This window comes from Lonepinella sp. BR2271, assembly GCF_051851515.1.
GTDB lineage: Bacteria > Pseudomonadota > Gammaproteobacteria > Enterobacterales > Pasteurellaceae > Lonepinella.
In genome coordinates, this window is record NZ_JBPDVF010000004.1 from 1 (window position 1) to 14,163 (window position 14,163).

Below are 14,163 nucleotides of genomic sequence, written 5' to 3' on the forward strand. Positions count from 1 at the left end.
AGTTAAGCACCTATTAAGACTTCAAGTTTTATTTAATTTTTTAAAACAAGTCAATCAACAAGTGCCCACACAGATTGTCTGATAAGTTGTTAAAGAACGATTGCATTTATGCAAGGTTTGAAATGATATAAATTTATTTCATTTGTGTCAAGCGATCTTTTTTACTTTTTTCGATCTTATCAAGCAAATGAATGATTTGCTTTATCTTGACTCGCCAACCTTGCGGTGCGGAGGTGCATTATAGGGATATTTTTCTGCGCTGCAAGATCTTTTTATCAAAAAAATTTTAATTGCATTTTTATTAATCAATCCACAATAAAATGCCAGAAAAACAGGCAATAACTGGTGATTACTTCAACGCCTCAAACTGGTTGGAGAAAGCCTGTACCCGATCCCAATCCGTATACTCAATTTCTTTTGTAGTATCGGTTTCGCCACCGGTTATTTTCATGATAAATCGGATCATCATGCGATCAAACCAATGATACCTTGGATAAAGTAACGCACCGGCAAAGACAGCGGAAATTGTGGGCGTCCAAGGGATTCGGGCTAAAAACTTACGGACGTAAACATTGGTTTCTGGTGTATTTTTATCCGCTTTTCTAGCCGTCAAATTCACCCCAAAAAAGGCGCTGGGTTTTGCATTCAAAAGTGCGGTGTTTTTTTCGATAAATTTATAGACTTGCTGATTAAAATAGCCATAACGTATTGAGGCACCAATAATAATCCGATCCACATCCAAGGAAAACTGATCCAAAATTGACCGCACTTCCACTTCACCAGATAAACGAGAGGCAATAAATTCAGCAATTTTTCGGGTTTGCCCATCATGGCTTGAATACAAAATCAAGGTTTTCATTAGGTTTTCCAAAAAGAGGGACTAAATAAAATTAATAAGGAGAAAATCTCAAGTCGCCCTGCAATCATAGCAAAAGATAATACATATTTCGCACTGTTGGAGGCCTCGGCAAATCCCACACTGGCGGAACCCAATCCCGGCCCCACGTTAGTTAAGGTGGAGAAGATCGCCACCAATGCGTCAAGGGGATCCATACCACATAAAATCACCCCAAAAACACAAACCCAATAGGTTAAGAAAAAGGCAATCAGAAACGCCCAAATGCCCTCGATCACTCGGGAAGATAATAACGTACCGCCTAATTTAATTGGCACCACCAAATTCGGGTGCACTAAAAATTTAATTTCACGTTTAAGTTGTAACCAGATAACCAACACTCGGATCATTTTCAACCCGCCTGATGTGGAACCCGCACAACCGCCGAGAATGGCGGCAAAAACAAGTAACATGGACAAAAAGGTCGGCAGTTCATTTAAATTAAACAAGGTAAATCCCGCCGTCATTGACATGGATGACATCTGGGCAGAGCCTTGTGAAAAAGCGTCAAAAAAGGAGAGGCCTTGATAGGAAACATACAGTCCAATGGTCATCATGGCAATTAACGCACACTGCACCAAACAGAAGAAACGAAATTCTGGATCACTAAAATAGGTTCGCCACATAGATTGATATTTTCGGTTCATCAATGCTCGCACATGCAAACCGAAGTTACAGCCGGTAAAGAGCATGAAAAACGCAGACAATAAGTAAATCGTGGAGTTTTGGAAATAGCCCAAATTGGCGTCATGGGTGGATAATCCGCCGTTAGACACCGTCGAGAAACTATGGCAAATCGCATCAAAGAATGTCATGCCCGCAAGCCAATAGGTTAAGGTACATAACAGGGTTAAGCCCCCATAAATCATCCAAAGTAATTTAGCCATTTCGCCAATGCGAGGCAAGGTTTTCTGATCTTTCAGTGGACTTGCTGATTCCGCACGGTATAACTGACCGCCCCCGATACCTAACAACGGCGTCACGGCCACCACCAATACGATCAACCCGATCCCGCCAATCCATTGCAAAAATTGGCGATAAAATAAAATGGATTTAGGCAAGTCATCTAAGCCAGAAATGGCCGTTGCCCCTGTGGTGGTTACCGCTGAAATGGCTTCAAAAATGGCTTGTGCAAAGTCAATGTTCAATTCATCAAAAAAGAGAAACGGAATCACCGACAGACCACACAACAAAAACCAGAACATCACGACAATCAAAAACCCCTCTCGGGAACGTAATTCTTCTTTATGCTGATAACAGGATCGCCATAATAATGCGCCTAACAACAGGCTAAACACAAAGGTTTCAATAAACGCCTTACCGCCACCGTCACCGTAAATTAAGGCCACGAACGCAGGGACAAACATGGATAATGAGAAACACATTATCAAAATGCCAACTATTCGAATAATGGATAAAATATGCACAATATAGCTACTCTTGTTCGGTAAAACGATAAATCATCTTCACAGTGATCCTATTCTATCATGTTGCGGGCAAAACTGGCGCCCCTTAAATTTTGACCCATGCCAAACTTCAGGCTATTATATACGAAACATGAACGCAATGAAAAATGATTATAATGAATGACATCACCCTAGATTACACCCTTGATACGCAAGGCTTACGCTGCCCAGAACCCGTGATGTTGGTGCGTAAACAAATTCGCCATATGGCAACAGGCGAGGTATTACGGGTAATTGCCGACGATCCCGCCACCACCCGAGATATCCCCAGTTTCTGTCAATTTATGGATCACCAATTATTACATTCGGAAACCGAAAACCTCCCCTATCAATATTGGATAAAAAAGGCATAGAAAAAAGCTAAATCACCAAAATGATTTAGCTTTCTCACGGCATTAATACAATTTCAACGACGGACGAATAAAGCGATTTAAACGTCCAATCAAAATAATTAAGCCCACTTTAAAACAACCGTGCAAACGTTGTTGGTGCAAACGATAAAGAGAAATATAGGCTAAACGAGCCAAGTTTCCCTCCACCGTTAACGAGCTTTTTTTGCCTGTGGTAATGTTCCCAAGTGCGGTGAATTTTGACAACGAAACTAAGGATCCTTTATCCCGAAATTCAAAGGCTTTCAGTGTGGTTTTGCCCTCAAATAACGCCACAATATTTTGCCCACAAACCGTGGCCATTTGAGTGGCTGCTTGTCCCCGTGGTGGCACAGGCGTGCCGTCTTTTTGTAATAAGAAAGCGCAGTCACCAATAGCGAACACGCTATCGTCCAAGGTCGTTTGTAAGGTATCTTTCACGCATAATTGATTAATGCGATTCACTTCTAAACCGTCAAATTGTTGGGTCACAGTAGACACTCGCACACCCGCTGCCCACACCATTAAATCGGCTTTAATTTCGCCACCGTCTTTGGTCAGCAAGCTGTTTGGCGTGGCTTCGGTAATCATGGTATCGGTTCTGACATTCACGCCTAAATCGGCTAATTCCATGCGCACTGAATCGGAAATACGTTCAGGCAAAGCAGGCAATAAGCGACTGCCCGCCTCAATCAAGGTGACTTGCAAGCAATCGCTGCGAATTTTACCGTAACCATAAGAAGATAAATGTTTGGCCGCATTAAATAATTCTGCGGAAAGCTCTACACCCGTGGCGCCGCCACCCACAATCGCAATATTCACTTTATCTTCTTGCACTAAAGTTTGCTTACTTTCATCTTCACCAATTTCAGATAAGGCATTGTTTTCGGAGAATTTTAAGAAAAGCTCCAACATCTTGTGTTGGAAACGTAAGGCTTGATTTGGCGAATCAAGGAAAATACAGTTTTCCGCCACGCCTTTGGTATGGAAATCATTCGATTTACTGCCAATCGACAACACTAAATAATCGTAAGGAATACGACGTGCCACCACAATCACATCTCCCTCGGCGCCGTAAACCGGCGCTAATTCAATATATTTATTGGCACGATCAATACGTGCAATGGCGCCTTGCTCAAAATGGAAATGATGGTTAAAGGCATGGGCACGGAAACTCACGGCGTCAGTTTCAGAATCTAATACGCCCGTGGCCACTTCGTGCAATAAAGGTTTCCACAGGTGGGTTTGATTACGGTCAACTAAAACCACATTGGCTTTTTGCTTTTTACCGAGTTTATGCCCCAAGAAAGTCGCTAGCTCTAATCCGCCAGCACCGCCTCCGACAATGACAATGTTTTTCATAAATTAACGTTCCTAAAAATAAAAAATACGACAAATTATCAACAATTTTAATCTGTACGCTGCCGAAAGTCTATTTTTAAAGCGAGGAAGTGCGGATCTTTTTGACAAGATATTTTGAATTGATATAAATAGGGCGGTTTATTGACCGCCCCAATTTAACGTTAATCTGAATTACCAACTATAACGATACACCGCTTGCACCGCTAATTTTTCATCCACGCGGTTGCCATTGGCGCGTTTCATTTCTAGACCAAAACGGTGGTTGCCGGTTTGCGCGTTTACGCCGAGGGCGGTTTCAACGCGGTTGCCACTTTGAGCCACGTTAAATGGACGCGTGTTGACGTAGACGGTGCTGTCGTTGTTTTTCACGTTGAGCATGTTCACTTCGGCATAAGGCTGAATGGTCATGCTATCCCATGCAAAGGCTTTGGCGACGCGTACGCCTGCTCGGCTAGTTAAAGCGGAAAGTGCGGTTTGATTTTCAACAGAATTGGTTTTGGTCCACACGAATTGCGCGTTTGGCGTGACCGTCCAACTGGCCAAATTGAAGGCTTTGCCCACTTCGGTTGAAAGGCTGTATGCGTTAAAGTTGTGGCTGTCTACGCCGTCGGATTTGACTTTCACGCGTTCAAATTTGGCGATATTGTCCCAATACCAACCGTTATCGGTTTGCAAGGTGGCATAAAGTCCGGCCATTTGGCTAGTTAATCTGCCTTCGCCGTAGTCGCCGTTGTAATCCACATTAGAACGTGCGGTACCGACAAATCCGCCCACGCGCACAAGATCATGCAAAGCGATGTCCGCACCAAGTTGTAAACTATAATATTTTTGGCTAAAGCCTGATGTACGGCTTTCGCTGTCTACTGCGGTACTGTCAAAATCAAAGCGAGAGTAATTGCTACGCACCCAAACGTTATTTTGTTTACCTTGTTTTAACTCGCCTAAACGATCATGAATGCCAACTAAACTTTGTTCAAGGTGAAGTAATTCTGCTTGACGGAGCGACACTAACGCATTGGACCATTCACTTAATTCGCCATGGCGGTTGCCGTATAACCAATCATGGTTCTCTTGATACATACGGTAACGATATGCCCCAAGATCTTCAAAGCGGTTTTTCAGGCTAAAGGTCGCATGGCTTTGTTCAGGCGATTCCACGTCAATCAAGGTGAATTTACTATGAGGATTGATTGGCACAAAATCGGTGGTATTCAAGGTGACATTAAAATGTCCACTACTTTCGCCTTTGATGTGAATTTTGTCACTGTTGCCACTGACGAGATCGCCATCAAGGATAAACGTGCCAGAGCCGGTTAAATTTTTATTGATGGTAAACGTGTTATATTGATCCGTTGCTTGGCTCAAATCAAGACTTGATTGAGCGTCCATATTTAAATTGTTTACACTGTTATCGTTCTTCGGTGTCCAATTGCCTTGCGTTAACGTCACATTCGGGGCAGAACCTGTGATATCACCGCTTAAATGGCTACCCGTCACATTGATATGAACGTTTTCGCCATTTCCATTAACTTCAGCAATATTGTCGGCTTTAATGGTGGTATTGGTAATATCTATTACCGTATCATCTGTTGATGATCCTATAATATTAAAAACTCTTGGGATTTCAATATCACTATTATCAAATTTTGCCTTTGCACCGGCTTGAACAGTCCATAAATTCCGTATGTGTTCAGGATTGATATAGATGATGTTGGAGCCTGTAAGGGAGGAATTTGGTTCAGAATGAAAATAAACGTTGTTAGATGTTTCCAACGAATTAACTACCACCGTACTACCACTTAGAGCGTCAACATGAAAATCTATATCACCGATTATCTTTGGATTATTAATCGTGATCGTACTATCCTTAAATATAAAACGCTCTCCACAAGTCGGTGACATACCTGTATCACACCCAATAGTAGGATTGTCCAAGGTAGTATTAACACCTTCCAACCAAAAATCACCGCCTCCAATCAGTAGCTTATCTAAAAAAGTAAAGGACACCTTCACATTTTTATCATAATTTCTCACGCCAAAATAAAACAAACCATCTCCGTCAGCATAATCGGGTCCATCTTGATTAAAGGAAATGTCTAAATCATCCGTAGCTGCAGCAATAGGTTCTAAATCATAAACATCCTCTATGGGAGTATTCTGAAAAACAGTATTTGGAGCATATTGCCAAGATTGTTGATCTTCGTTAGTAAAAAAACAAGTATTACTCTCACAAGTAGCCTTGTAAGTGGCAGCATAAGACAGGGCTGGTGTAACACATAACGCGAGAAATAAAGAAGAAAATTTGAAAGGCGATTTAGTTAAAAAAAAACTAGATTGTTTGTTTGTTTCATTTTGGCTACATCCTTAGGGAATATGTCAAGGAATTTCTGTTAATTCTATACCTCATCAATCGCGTTTTCCAATGGAATTTTTGAAATTTGTGAGCCAGATCAAAATTAGCGTATAATAGACGCCAGATTTAACTTAAAAAAATAACCTCACGTGAAAAAAACTTTATTTATTTTAACCGCACTTTTCTCCACGGCGAGCCTGACAGGCTGTGGGACGATTGTGCAATTAGTCGATCCCACGGAAAAATATCAAGCCTATGACGGCACAAAATTTGATTGGAAACAAGCCCAAAAATGGGGCTTGCCGATTTTAGACTTGCCGCTTTCTTTTCTGTTAGATACGGCATTATTACCCTATGTTTGGTCACAAGAATAAGCATGAAACTGAATCCACAACAACAACAAGCCGTCGAATTTAGCCGTGGCCCTTGCTTAGTGTTAGCGGGGGCGGGTTCCGGTAAAACAAGGGTGATTATTAACAAAATTGCCTATTTAATTGAGCAATGTGGCCATTTGCCCAAACACATTGCGGCGGTAACCTTTACCAACAAAGCCGCACGAGAAATGAAAGAACGGGTTGCGCATTCTATTGGCAAAGAGAAAACCAAAGGCTTAACCATTTCGACTTTTCATACCTTGGGTTTTACCATTATTAAACAGGAATATCAGCAACTGGGTTTTAAAGCCAATATGACGCTGTTTGATGAACATGATCAAATGGCCTTATTAAAAGAACTCACCGCAGATGAACTGCAACAAGATAAGGAGTTATTACGCCAACTGGTGTCCGCCATTTCCAACTGGAAAAATGATTTAATCATGCCAGAGACGGCGCTTGCTTTGGCTCGGGATCAAAAATACCAAATTTTTGCGCAATGTTACGACCGCTACGCCAAACAAATTCGCGCCTATAACGCCCTTGATTTTGACGATCTGATTATGTTGCCTACCTTGCTGTTCCGACAAAATGAAGAAGTGCGGTCAAAATGGCAGAATAAAATTCGCTATTTATTGGTGGATGAATATCAAGACACCAACACCAGCCAATATGAACTGATTAAATTATTGGTCGGTAGCCGAGCGAATTTTACCGTGGTGGGGGATGACGATCAGTCAATTTATTCATGGCGAGGCGCCAGACCGCAAAATATGATGCGGTTACGAGATGATTTTCCCAAACTGAATGTGATTAAATTAGAACAAAATTACCGTTCCACCCAACGCATTTTACATTGCGCCAATATTTTGATTGATAATAATGACCATGTATTTGATAAAAAACTGTTTTCTAATCTTGGTCAAGGCGACAAATTAGAAGTGATTGAGGCCAAAAATGAAGAACACGAGGCCGAGCGTGTGGTCGCTGAATTGATCGCCCACCGTTTTACTCGCCGTACCAAATACAAAGATTATGCCATTTTATATCGGGGCAATCACCAATCTCGCTTATTAGAAAAAGTGCTAATGCAAAACCGCATTCCTTACAAAATTTCAGGTGGCACCTCATTCTTTAGCCGAGCAGAAATTAAAGATATGATGGCTTATTTGCGTTTATTGGTGAACCAAGATGATGACGCTGCTTTTTTGCGCATTGTAAACACACCAAAACGTGAAATTGGTACGGCGACCTTAGAAAAACTGGGCTTACTCGCCCATGAAAAGCATATTAGCTTATTTGCAGCGATTTTTGAATTTGAACTGATTCACCGTATCACGCCTCGAGCCTACAATGCGTTGCAAGGCTTTGGCCGTTGGATTGTCGAACTGAATGACGAATTATTACGTGCGGAACCCGAACGTGCCGTTAAACGGATGTTGGCGCAAATTCAATATGAAGAATATTTATACGAAACCGCCAACAGCCCCAAAGCGGCCGAAATGCAAAGTAAAAACGTCGCCACCCTGTTCGATTGGATCGGCGCCATGTTAAAAGGCGACGAGGTCAATGAACCCATGAGTTTAAATCAGGTGGTCACCAATTTAACCCTGCGAGATATGTTAGATCGTGCGGAAGATGACGACAGCAGCGATCAAGTGCAATTAATGACCTTACACGCCTCAAAAGGCCTTGAATTTCCGCATGTTTTTTTAATTGGCATGGAGGAGGGATTATTGCCCCATCAAACCAGCGTTGATGAAGATAATATTGACGAAGAACGCCGTTTAGCCTATGTAGGCATTACCCGAGCGCAACAAACATTACGCTTTACGCTATGCAAAGAACGCCGTCAATATGGCGAATTAATCAAACCCGAACCCAGTCGTTTTCTGCTTGAACTGCCCGCAGATGACGTGCAATGGGAACGGGATAAACCGCCATTAACGGAACAGCAAAAACAACAAAAAGCGGAAACCAATATCGCCAACTTACGTGCAATGCTCGCCAATGCACAAAAGAAATCGAATTAAATTGTAGAGGATTTAAACAAACAGACAATTTTTAACAAAAAGCGTTTGACTTGTTGGCAGAAAACCGTATCATATCGCCCACAAACCAGTTGCGGTGAGATGGCCGAGCAGGCTGAAGGCGCTCCCCTGCTAAGGGAGTATGGGGTTAAAAGCTCCATCGAGGGTTCGAATCCCTCTTTCACCGCCATTTTTCTGGTTTTAACAAGTTAATTTTATGATAATCTGCACCCGTAGCTCAGCTGGATAGAGTACTCGGCTACGAACCGAGCGGTCAAAGGTTCGAATCCTTTCGGGTGCGCCATTTCATTTTTACTCTAGGTGGAATTGGTTTAGATTAAAATAAAACTCAAATTTCAAGTAGTTTAATCAAGGCTCAAGTGACAAGTTGAAGACAGTGCATTAGCACGGCGAAACGCAGTCACGCAGAAGATTGATTAAAATACGCCGAAATTTTACGCACCCGTAGCTCAGCTGGATAGAGTACTCGGCTACGAACCGAGCGGTCAAAGGTTCGAATCCTTTCGGGTGCGCCATTTTTCTTTTTCTTTTTATTTCATTTTTGTGTTTATACTTAGATCGGTTTCGCCGATGGCGACTTACTTTTTCTTTGCTTGTGCAAAGCAAAAGTAAGCAAAAAGAAACACACCCCAACTTTGCCTTGTTTCCTGAAAATACTTTAATTTGCTTAACGGAAAATGGCTGAACTCGCTTCGCTCAGACAGACGCCATTTTCCTACAAATTAAAATATTTTCAGGCGGCAAACATGGGGCCCCCATTGGTGCAGTAACAAAATACCGTGGAATTGAATACCTAGCACTCTCGTACTGGGTTAAGCATGGAGACGCTACTCCGTAGCTTAAAAAATATCTATTTTCTCACCGCACTCTTACCCACACTCGATCAAAAATTGGGGCCCCGTCTGAACCGCCTTTGCGACTTGGCATTTTTAGCTAAATTTTGCATGTTTGAGCGCAGCGAGTTCAAAATTTAGCGTTAAGAAAATGCCAAACGAGCAAAGAAAAGCGGTGAAGTCGGGGTGTGCTTTTCTTTGCCTACTTTCTTTTGCACAAGCAAAAGAAAGTATGGTCGCCCATCGGGCGAAATCCGATTTAAAAAAACCAAAATTTGCAATAAAAAACAAAAAAACTAATTACATCTCCCCCATTTTATAGCAAAATACCCCAAAAGATCCCCAACAGGAAACAAACATGCTCGATCAAAACACACTCCAACATTACACCGCACTTATCTTTGACATGGACGGCACCATCATTGACACCATGCCGAGCCATGCGCTTGCTTGGCAAAAAGTAGGCGAAATCTTAGGTTACCCAATTACTGGCGAAATTATGTACGAACTCGGCGGGGCCACGGTGTCGATTATTGCCCAAGAAACCATGAAACGCCACAATATCCCAGAACAACACCTTGATGAAATGATCCGTTTAAAACGCCAATTCGGCTTTGAAATGGTGGAACAAAATGCTAGCCTACTCCCCGCCTTTGACATTATCAAAGCCAATTTTGGTAAAATCCCCATGGCACTCGGTACGGGTTCACATGGCGTGATGGTGGATTTATTACTGGATAAATTCAATTTACGTCAATATTTCAATGCGGTGGTAAATGCGGATCAAGTGACACATCACAAACCCCATCCCGAAACATTTTTACGTTGTGCTGAATTACTCAATGTCGATCCCACTCGCTGTTTGGTGTTTGAAGATGCGGATCTCGGCGTACAGGCAGGATTAGCAGGCGGAATGGACGTATTTGATGTCCGAATTAATCAAATTATCAACGCCAAATAAGCCAAAAAATGGTTGATTTTTTCACCGCACTGTTAGGCGAACATAGTCTGTATTTGATGTTTTTCAGTGCATTTTTAAGCGCCACAGTGCTACCCGGCAATTCAGAAATCGTTTTTCTCGCTCTCAGTGCCAAAATACAGATTATCGCCGAGCAGTATTTTAGTTTGCCTATTCTGCAATTATTGGCCACTGCCACCTTGGGCAACACACTAGGGAGTTTAACCACTTATTGGATCGGGCGTTGCTTTCCTTTTCCAGAAATAACGCTCGCTCAACAAAGCAAAGTGCGGTGGATTTTAGCCAACTTTTCTCGTTATGGCTCGCTATTATTGCTGTTAAGTTGGGTGCCTGTTTTGGGCGATTTACTTTGTGCCGTGGCAGGTTGGTTACGGCTAAATGTCTGGCAAAGCCTGCTATGTATGCTGATCGGCAAAGGCTTACGCTATTTATTTTTATTGAGTATCGTGATCGGTTATACTTTTTGGGCGTAAATGTGTAGAATATAAACAATCTTTAAATATCACAAAGGGAAAAATAAAATGAAATTAAGAAATTTGTTTATTGCAAGTGCTGTGGCTTTATTGTCAGTTGTATGTCACGCTGAAACTGTCGATTATAGTGGGATCTATAAAAAAGATAACTACACAATAACATTAGAAAAAATCAAAGATAATGAGTACGTTTTAACAGCTGATTTTAAAATTGTGAAATCCAGTACAAACGCCTTTGCAAAAGAAAATCGATTATATAATTCAAAAAATGAATTAATCGGAATATTTGACGGAAACAGCTACACAATTACAAATAGTGGAAGTGTTTACACAAAACAATAACAAAAAAAGCCCCTCACAAAGAGGGGCAAATATAACCTAAGGAACCAATTTTTTTATTATACAACTGCAAGTTGCTTGTAATATAAGACTTGCACAATCCCATAAAGTTCAAGCTTTTTTAAAAAAAAGGAAAAAATATGCCATTACTTGATAGTTTCAAAGTCGATCACACCATTATGCACGCTCCTGCGGTACGCATTGCCAAAACCATGACCACGCCAAAAGGCGATATTATCACGGTGTTTGACCTGCGTTTTTGCCAACCGAATAAAGAAATTATTTCCCCACGTGGGATCCACACCCTTGAACATTTATTCGCTGGCTTTATGCGTGATCATTTAAATAGCGATAACGTGGAAATTATTGATATTTCACCTATGGGCTGTCGCACCGGTTTTTATATGTCGTTAATTGGTACGCCTGACGAACAGCGTGTGGCGGACGCTTGGTTAAAAGCCATGCACGATGCGTTAGCGGTCAAAGATCAAAACACCATTCCTGAAATCAACGAATATCAATGCGGTTCATTCAAAGAACATTCCTTAGCGGACGCTCACAAAGCAGTACAACATGTGATTGATAAAGGCATTGGCATTAATAAAAATGAAGATTTAATGTTAGACGAGAAACTGCTTTATCCACAAGCATAAGGAAAAACAAGATGACAACTCTCGGTACCCCTTTAACGACAAAAGCGACCAAAGTCATGATGTTGGGTTCAGGTGAGCTTGGCAAAGAAGTGGTGATTGAATTAATGCGTTTGGGCGTGGAAGTGATCGCCGTGGATCGCTATGAAAATGCACCCGCTCAACAAGTGGCTCACCGTGCTTACACTATTTCTATGTTAGACGGCAACGCCTTGCGTGAGCTAGTGGAAAAAGAACAGCCAGATTATATCGTTCCCGAAGTGGAGGCCATTGCCACCGATACGCTGGTGGAATTGGAGCAACAAGGCTTTAACGTGATTCCGACCGCCAAAGCCACCAAACTCACCATGAACCGTGAGGGCATTCGCCGTTTGGCGTCGGAAGAATTGGGCTTGCCTACCTCGCCTTATCAATTTGTGGATAACCTTGCGGACTTTGAAAGTGCGGTGCAAAAAATCGGGGTGCCTTGTGTGGTCAAACCGATTATGTCCTCTTCTGGTCACGGTCAATCGGTAGTGAAATCTTTTGATGATGTCAAACTGGCTTGGGATTATGCGCAACAAGGCGGACGTGCTGGAGCGGGACGTGTGATTGTAGAGGGATTCGTTAAATTTGATTATGAAATCACCCTGCTCACCGTTCGTCATATTGGCGGTACATCATTCTTAGCCCCAATCGGGCACCGCCAAGAAGATGGCGATTACCGTGAAAGTTGGCAACCGCAAGCCATGTCAGACATTGCGTTACAAAAAGCCCAAACCATTGCGGAAAAAATCACTGGAGCTTTAGGTGGACGTGGGATTTTCGGGGTGGAAATGTTTGTCTGTGGGGATGAGGTGATTTTCAACGAAGTCTCACCACGCCCGCACGACACCGGCATGGTGACGTTAATTTCACAAGAACTTTCAGAGTTTGCGTTACATGCTCGGGCAATTCTCGGCTTGCCGATTCCACAAATCAACTTGATCAGTCCGTCTGCCTCAAAAGCCATTGTGGTAGAGGGCAAATCCAATCAAGTACAATTTGGCAATTTAGCGGAAGTCTTAAGCGAACCAAACACCGATTTACGCATTTTCGGCAAAGGCGAAGTGAACGGACACCGCCGTTTAGGGGTCATTTTAGCACGTGATGAAAGCGTGGAAAAAGCGTTGGACAAAGCGGTAAGATCCTATAATAAGTTAGACGTCACCCTTTAATTTTTCAAATGGAGCCTGTCAGTTGACAGGCTTTTTTATCACATTCTCAATTTCCACCACTTCCACAACTTCCACGATCTCTTTTTCTGTTATTTGAAATTTCACATTATAATTAATTAAATGCACGCCATAAATCCGATCCGAAACTTGCCCTTGCTGATAAGCAGGACGAGGATCCTGTTGCAACACTTCCGTAATAAATCGCCCAAAGTGCGGTTGAAATGTTTCGATTTTTTGCACCGCAGTTTGAGCGTTTGGGCTGAATTTTACCTGTAATAAGGCGGACGGTTTCTGTTGTGCAAAACCCGAAATTGCCCTAGGCTCGCTATCGGCATAGGCAATATAAGGTTTGATATCAAAAATGGGCGTGCCATTGACCAGATCCACCGCACCAAGATGTAACAACACTTTGCCTTGTGAACATTCAATTTTACGTAGTTCCACTTTCGATAAACCTAACGGATTTGGGCGGTGGGTAGAACGTGAGGCAAATACGCCTACTCGTTGATTGCCCCCTAAGCGTGGCGGTCGGACGGTGGGTTGCCATTTATCTTGTGCGATTTTATCAAATTGGAAAATCAACCATAAATGGCTAAATTGTTCCAGCCCCCTGACGGTTTCAGGCACATTATAAGGCGGCAATAATTCCACCACGCCGGTGCCATCTTGCACTAAGTTCGGTTGACGTGGCACGGCAAATTTTTCTTGATAGGGCGTGTGGATCACCGCCACCGGTTTTAAGTTCAACATCTTGTGTAATCTATGCTAAAATACATGCCCTTATCTTACCCGATAACCGCCCAAAGTGCGGTGTATTTTTTTTG

At 42.4% G+C, this 14,163-nt stretch carries 13 protein-coding genes and 3 tRNA genes; 11 read left to right on the top strand and 5 right to left on the bottom strand.

Features of this window, described 5'->3' with window-relative positions; all coding sequences use genetic code 11:
• Positions 1 to 349 precede the first annotated feature (349 nt).
• Positions 350 to 859, bottom strand: a complete 510-nt coding sequence (gene hemG / locus ACTG7X_RS04340) for a menaquinone-dependent protoporphyrinogen IX dehydrogenase (RefSeq protein ID WP_439257306.1) — start codon at positions 857 to 859, stop codon at positions 350 to 352.
• Positions 859 to 2,322: a TrkH family potassium uptake protein gene (locus ACTG7X_RS04345; protein ID WP_439257307.1), complete on the bottom strand. Its 1,464-nt coding sequence runs from the start codon at positions 2,320 to 2,322 to the stop codon at positions 859 to 861. Before ACTG7X_RS04345 ends, hemG begins: the two co-directional genes overlap by 1 nt.
• A 155-nt stretch (positions 2,323 to 2,477) precedes the next feature.
• Between ACTG7X_RS04345 and tusA the strand changes: the two genes are divergently transcribed.
• The gene (gene tusA, locus ACTG7X_RS04350) at positions 2,478 to 2,714 is read left to right on the top strand and encodes a sulfurtransferase TusA (RefSeq protein WP_439257308.1); all 237 of its coding nucleotides are present in this window, start codon (positions 2,478 to 2,480) and stop codon (positions 2,712 to 2,714) included.
• 42 nt (positions 2,715 to 2,756) lie between these two features.
• On the opposite strand, the gene ACTG7X_RS04355 is transcribed toward tusA, so the two are convergent.
• Both ACTG7X_RS04355 and ACTG7X_RS04360 read right to left on the bottom strand, forming a co-directional pair.
• Positions 2,757 to 4,091 carry an NAD(P)/FAD-dependent oxidoreductase gene (locus ACTG7X_RS04355; protein ID WP_439243088.1) on the bottom strand — a complete coding sequence of 445 codons (1,335 nt, stop codon included), beginning with the start codon at positions 4,089 to 4,091 and terminating at the stop codon, positions 2,757 to 2,759.
• Positions 4,092 to 4,262: 171 nt separating this feature from the next.
• Complete coding sequence (locus ACTG7X_RS04360) at positions 4,263 to 6,140, bottom strand: autotransporter outer membrane beta-barrel domain-containing protein (RefSeq protein ID WP_439257309.1); 1,878 nt, start codon at positions 6,138 to 6,140, stop codon at positions 4,263 to 4,265.
• Positions 6,141 to 6,593: 453 nt separating this feature from the next.
• On the opposite strand from ACTG7X_RS04360, the gene ACTG7X_RS04365 reads away from it, so the two are divergent.
• The 10 genes from ACTG7X_RS04365 (at position 6,594) to purT (ending at position 13,339) form a co-directional block, all read left to right on the top strand.
• Positions 6,594 to 6,818 carry a YceK/YidQ family lipoprotein gene (locus ACTG7X_RS04365; protein ID WP_439243090.1) on the top strand — a complete coding sequence of 75 codons (225 nt, stop codon included), beginning with the start codon at positions 6,594 to 6,596 and terminating at the stop codon, positions 6,816 to 6,818.
• A gap of 2 nt (positions 6,819 to 6,820) precedes the next feature.
• Entirely contained in the window at positions 6,821 to 8,851 is a 2,031-nt protein-coding gene (gene rep, locus ACTG7X_RS04370; protein ID WP_439257310.1) for a DNA helicase Rep, read from the top strand.
• 93 nt (positions 8,852 to 8,944) lie between these two features.
• Positions 8,945 to 9,038 (top strand) — tRNA-Ser (locus tag ACTG7X_RS04375).
• A 37-nt stretch (positions 9,039 to 9,075) separates the two neighbouring features.
• Positions 9,076 to 9,152, top strand: a tRNA-Arg gene (locus ACTG7X_RS04380).
• 155 nt (positions 9,153 to 9,307) lie between these two features.
• Positions 9,308 to 9,384 (top strand) — tRNA-Arg (locus ACTG7X_RS04385).
• Positions 9,385 to 10,060: 676 nt separating this feature from the next.
• Positions 10,061 to 10,663, top strand: a complete 603-nt coding sequence (locus ACTG7X_RS04390; protein ID WP_439257311.1) for a beta-phosphoglucomutase family hydrolase — start codon at positions 10,061 to 10,063, stop codon at positions 10,661 to 10,663.
• A gap of 8 nt (positions 10,664 to 10,671) precedes the next feature.
• A complete protein-coding gene (locus tag ACTG7X_RS04395; RefSeq protein WP_439257312.1) occupies positions 10,672 to 11,154 on the top strand; it encodes a YqaA family protein in 483 nt (160 codons plus the stop codon).
• A gap of 48 nt (positions 11,155 to 11,202) precedes the next feature.
• Positions 11,203 to 11,496, top strand: a complete 294-nt coding sequence (locus ACTG7X_RS04400) for a hypothetical protein (protein WP_439257313.1) — start codon at positions 11,203 to 11,205, stop codon at positions 11,494 to 11,496.
• 137 nt (positions 11,497 to 11,633) lie between these two features.
• Positions 11,634 to 12,146, top strand: coding sequence for an S-ribosylhomocysteine lyase (luxS, locus tag ACTG7X_RS04405; protein WP_439243102.1), 513 nt, complete (start codon positions 11,634 to 11,636; stop codon positions 12,144 to 12,146).
• An 11-nt stretch (positions 12,147 to 12,157) separates the two neighbouring features.
• Positions 12,158 to 13,339: a formate-dependent phosphoribosylglycinamide formyltransferase gene (gene purT, locus ACTG7X_RS04410; RefSeq protein ID WP_439257314.1), complete on the top strand. Its 1,182-nt coding sequence runs from the start codon at positions 12,158 to 12,160 to the stop codon at positions 13,337 to 13,339.
• An 18-nt stretch (positions 13,340 to 13,357) separates the two neighbouring features.
• Here purT and tsaA read toward each other — a convergent pair whose 3' ends face one another.
• Positions 13,358 to 14,089, bottom strand: a complete 732-nt coding sequence (tsaA, locus tag ACTG7X_RS04415) for a tRNA (N6-threonylcarbamoyladenosine(37)-N6)-methyltransferase TrmO (RefSeq protein WP_439257315.1) — start codon at positions 14,087 to 14,089, stop codon at positions 13,358 to 13,360.
• Positions 14,090 to 14,163: the final 74 nt, after the last annotated feature.

What these genes read in the sequence shown, in the direction of transcription:
- hemG (WP_439257306.1), bottom strand. Translation starts at nt 859, where the DNA reads ATGAAAACCTTGATTTTGTATTCAAGCCATGATGGGCAAACCCGAAAA.
- tusA (WP_439257308.1), top strand. Translation starts at nt 2,478, where the DNA reads ATGAATGACATCACCCTAGATTACACCCTTGATACGCAAGGCTTACGC.
- ACTG7X_RS04355 (WP_439243088.1), bottom strand. Translation starts at nt 4,091, where the DNA reads ATGAAAAACATTGTCATTGTCGGAGGCGGTGCTGGCGGATTAGAGCTA.
- rep (WP_439257310.1), top strand. Translation starts at nt 6,821, where the DNA reads ATGAAACTGAATCCACAACAACAACAAGCCGTCGAATTTAGCCGTGGC.
- ACTG7X_RS04390 (WP_439257311.1), top strand. Translation starts at nt 10,061, where the DNA reads ATGCTCGATCAAAACACACTCCAACATTACACCGCACTTATCTTTGAC.
- ACTG7X_RS04395 (WP_439257312.1), top strand. Translation starts at nt 10,672, where the DNA reads ATGGTTGATTTTTTCACCGCACTGTTAGGCGAACATAGTCTGTATTTG.
- ACTG7X_RS04400 (WP_439257313.1), top strand. Translation starts at nt 11,203, where the DNA reads ATGAAATTAAGAAATTTGTTTATTGCAAGTGCTGTGGCTTTATTGTCA.
- luxS (WP_439243102.1), top strand. Translation starts at nt 11,634, where the DNA reads ATGCCATTACTTGATAGTTTCAAAGTCGATCACACCATTATGCACGCT.
- purT (WP_439257314.1), top strand. Translation starts at nt 12,158, where the DNA reads ATGACAACTCTCGGTACCCCTTTAACGACAAAAGCGACCAAAGTCATG.
- tsaA (WP_439257315.1), bottom strand. Translation starts at nt 14,089, where the DNA reads ATGTTGAACTTAAAACCGGTGGCGGTGATCCACACGCCCTATCAAGAA.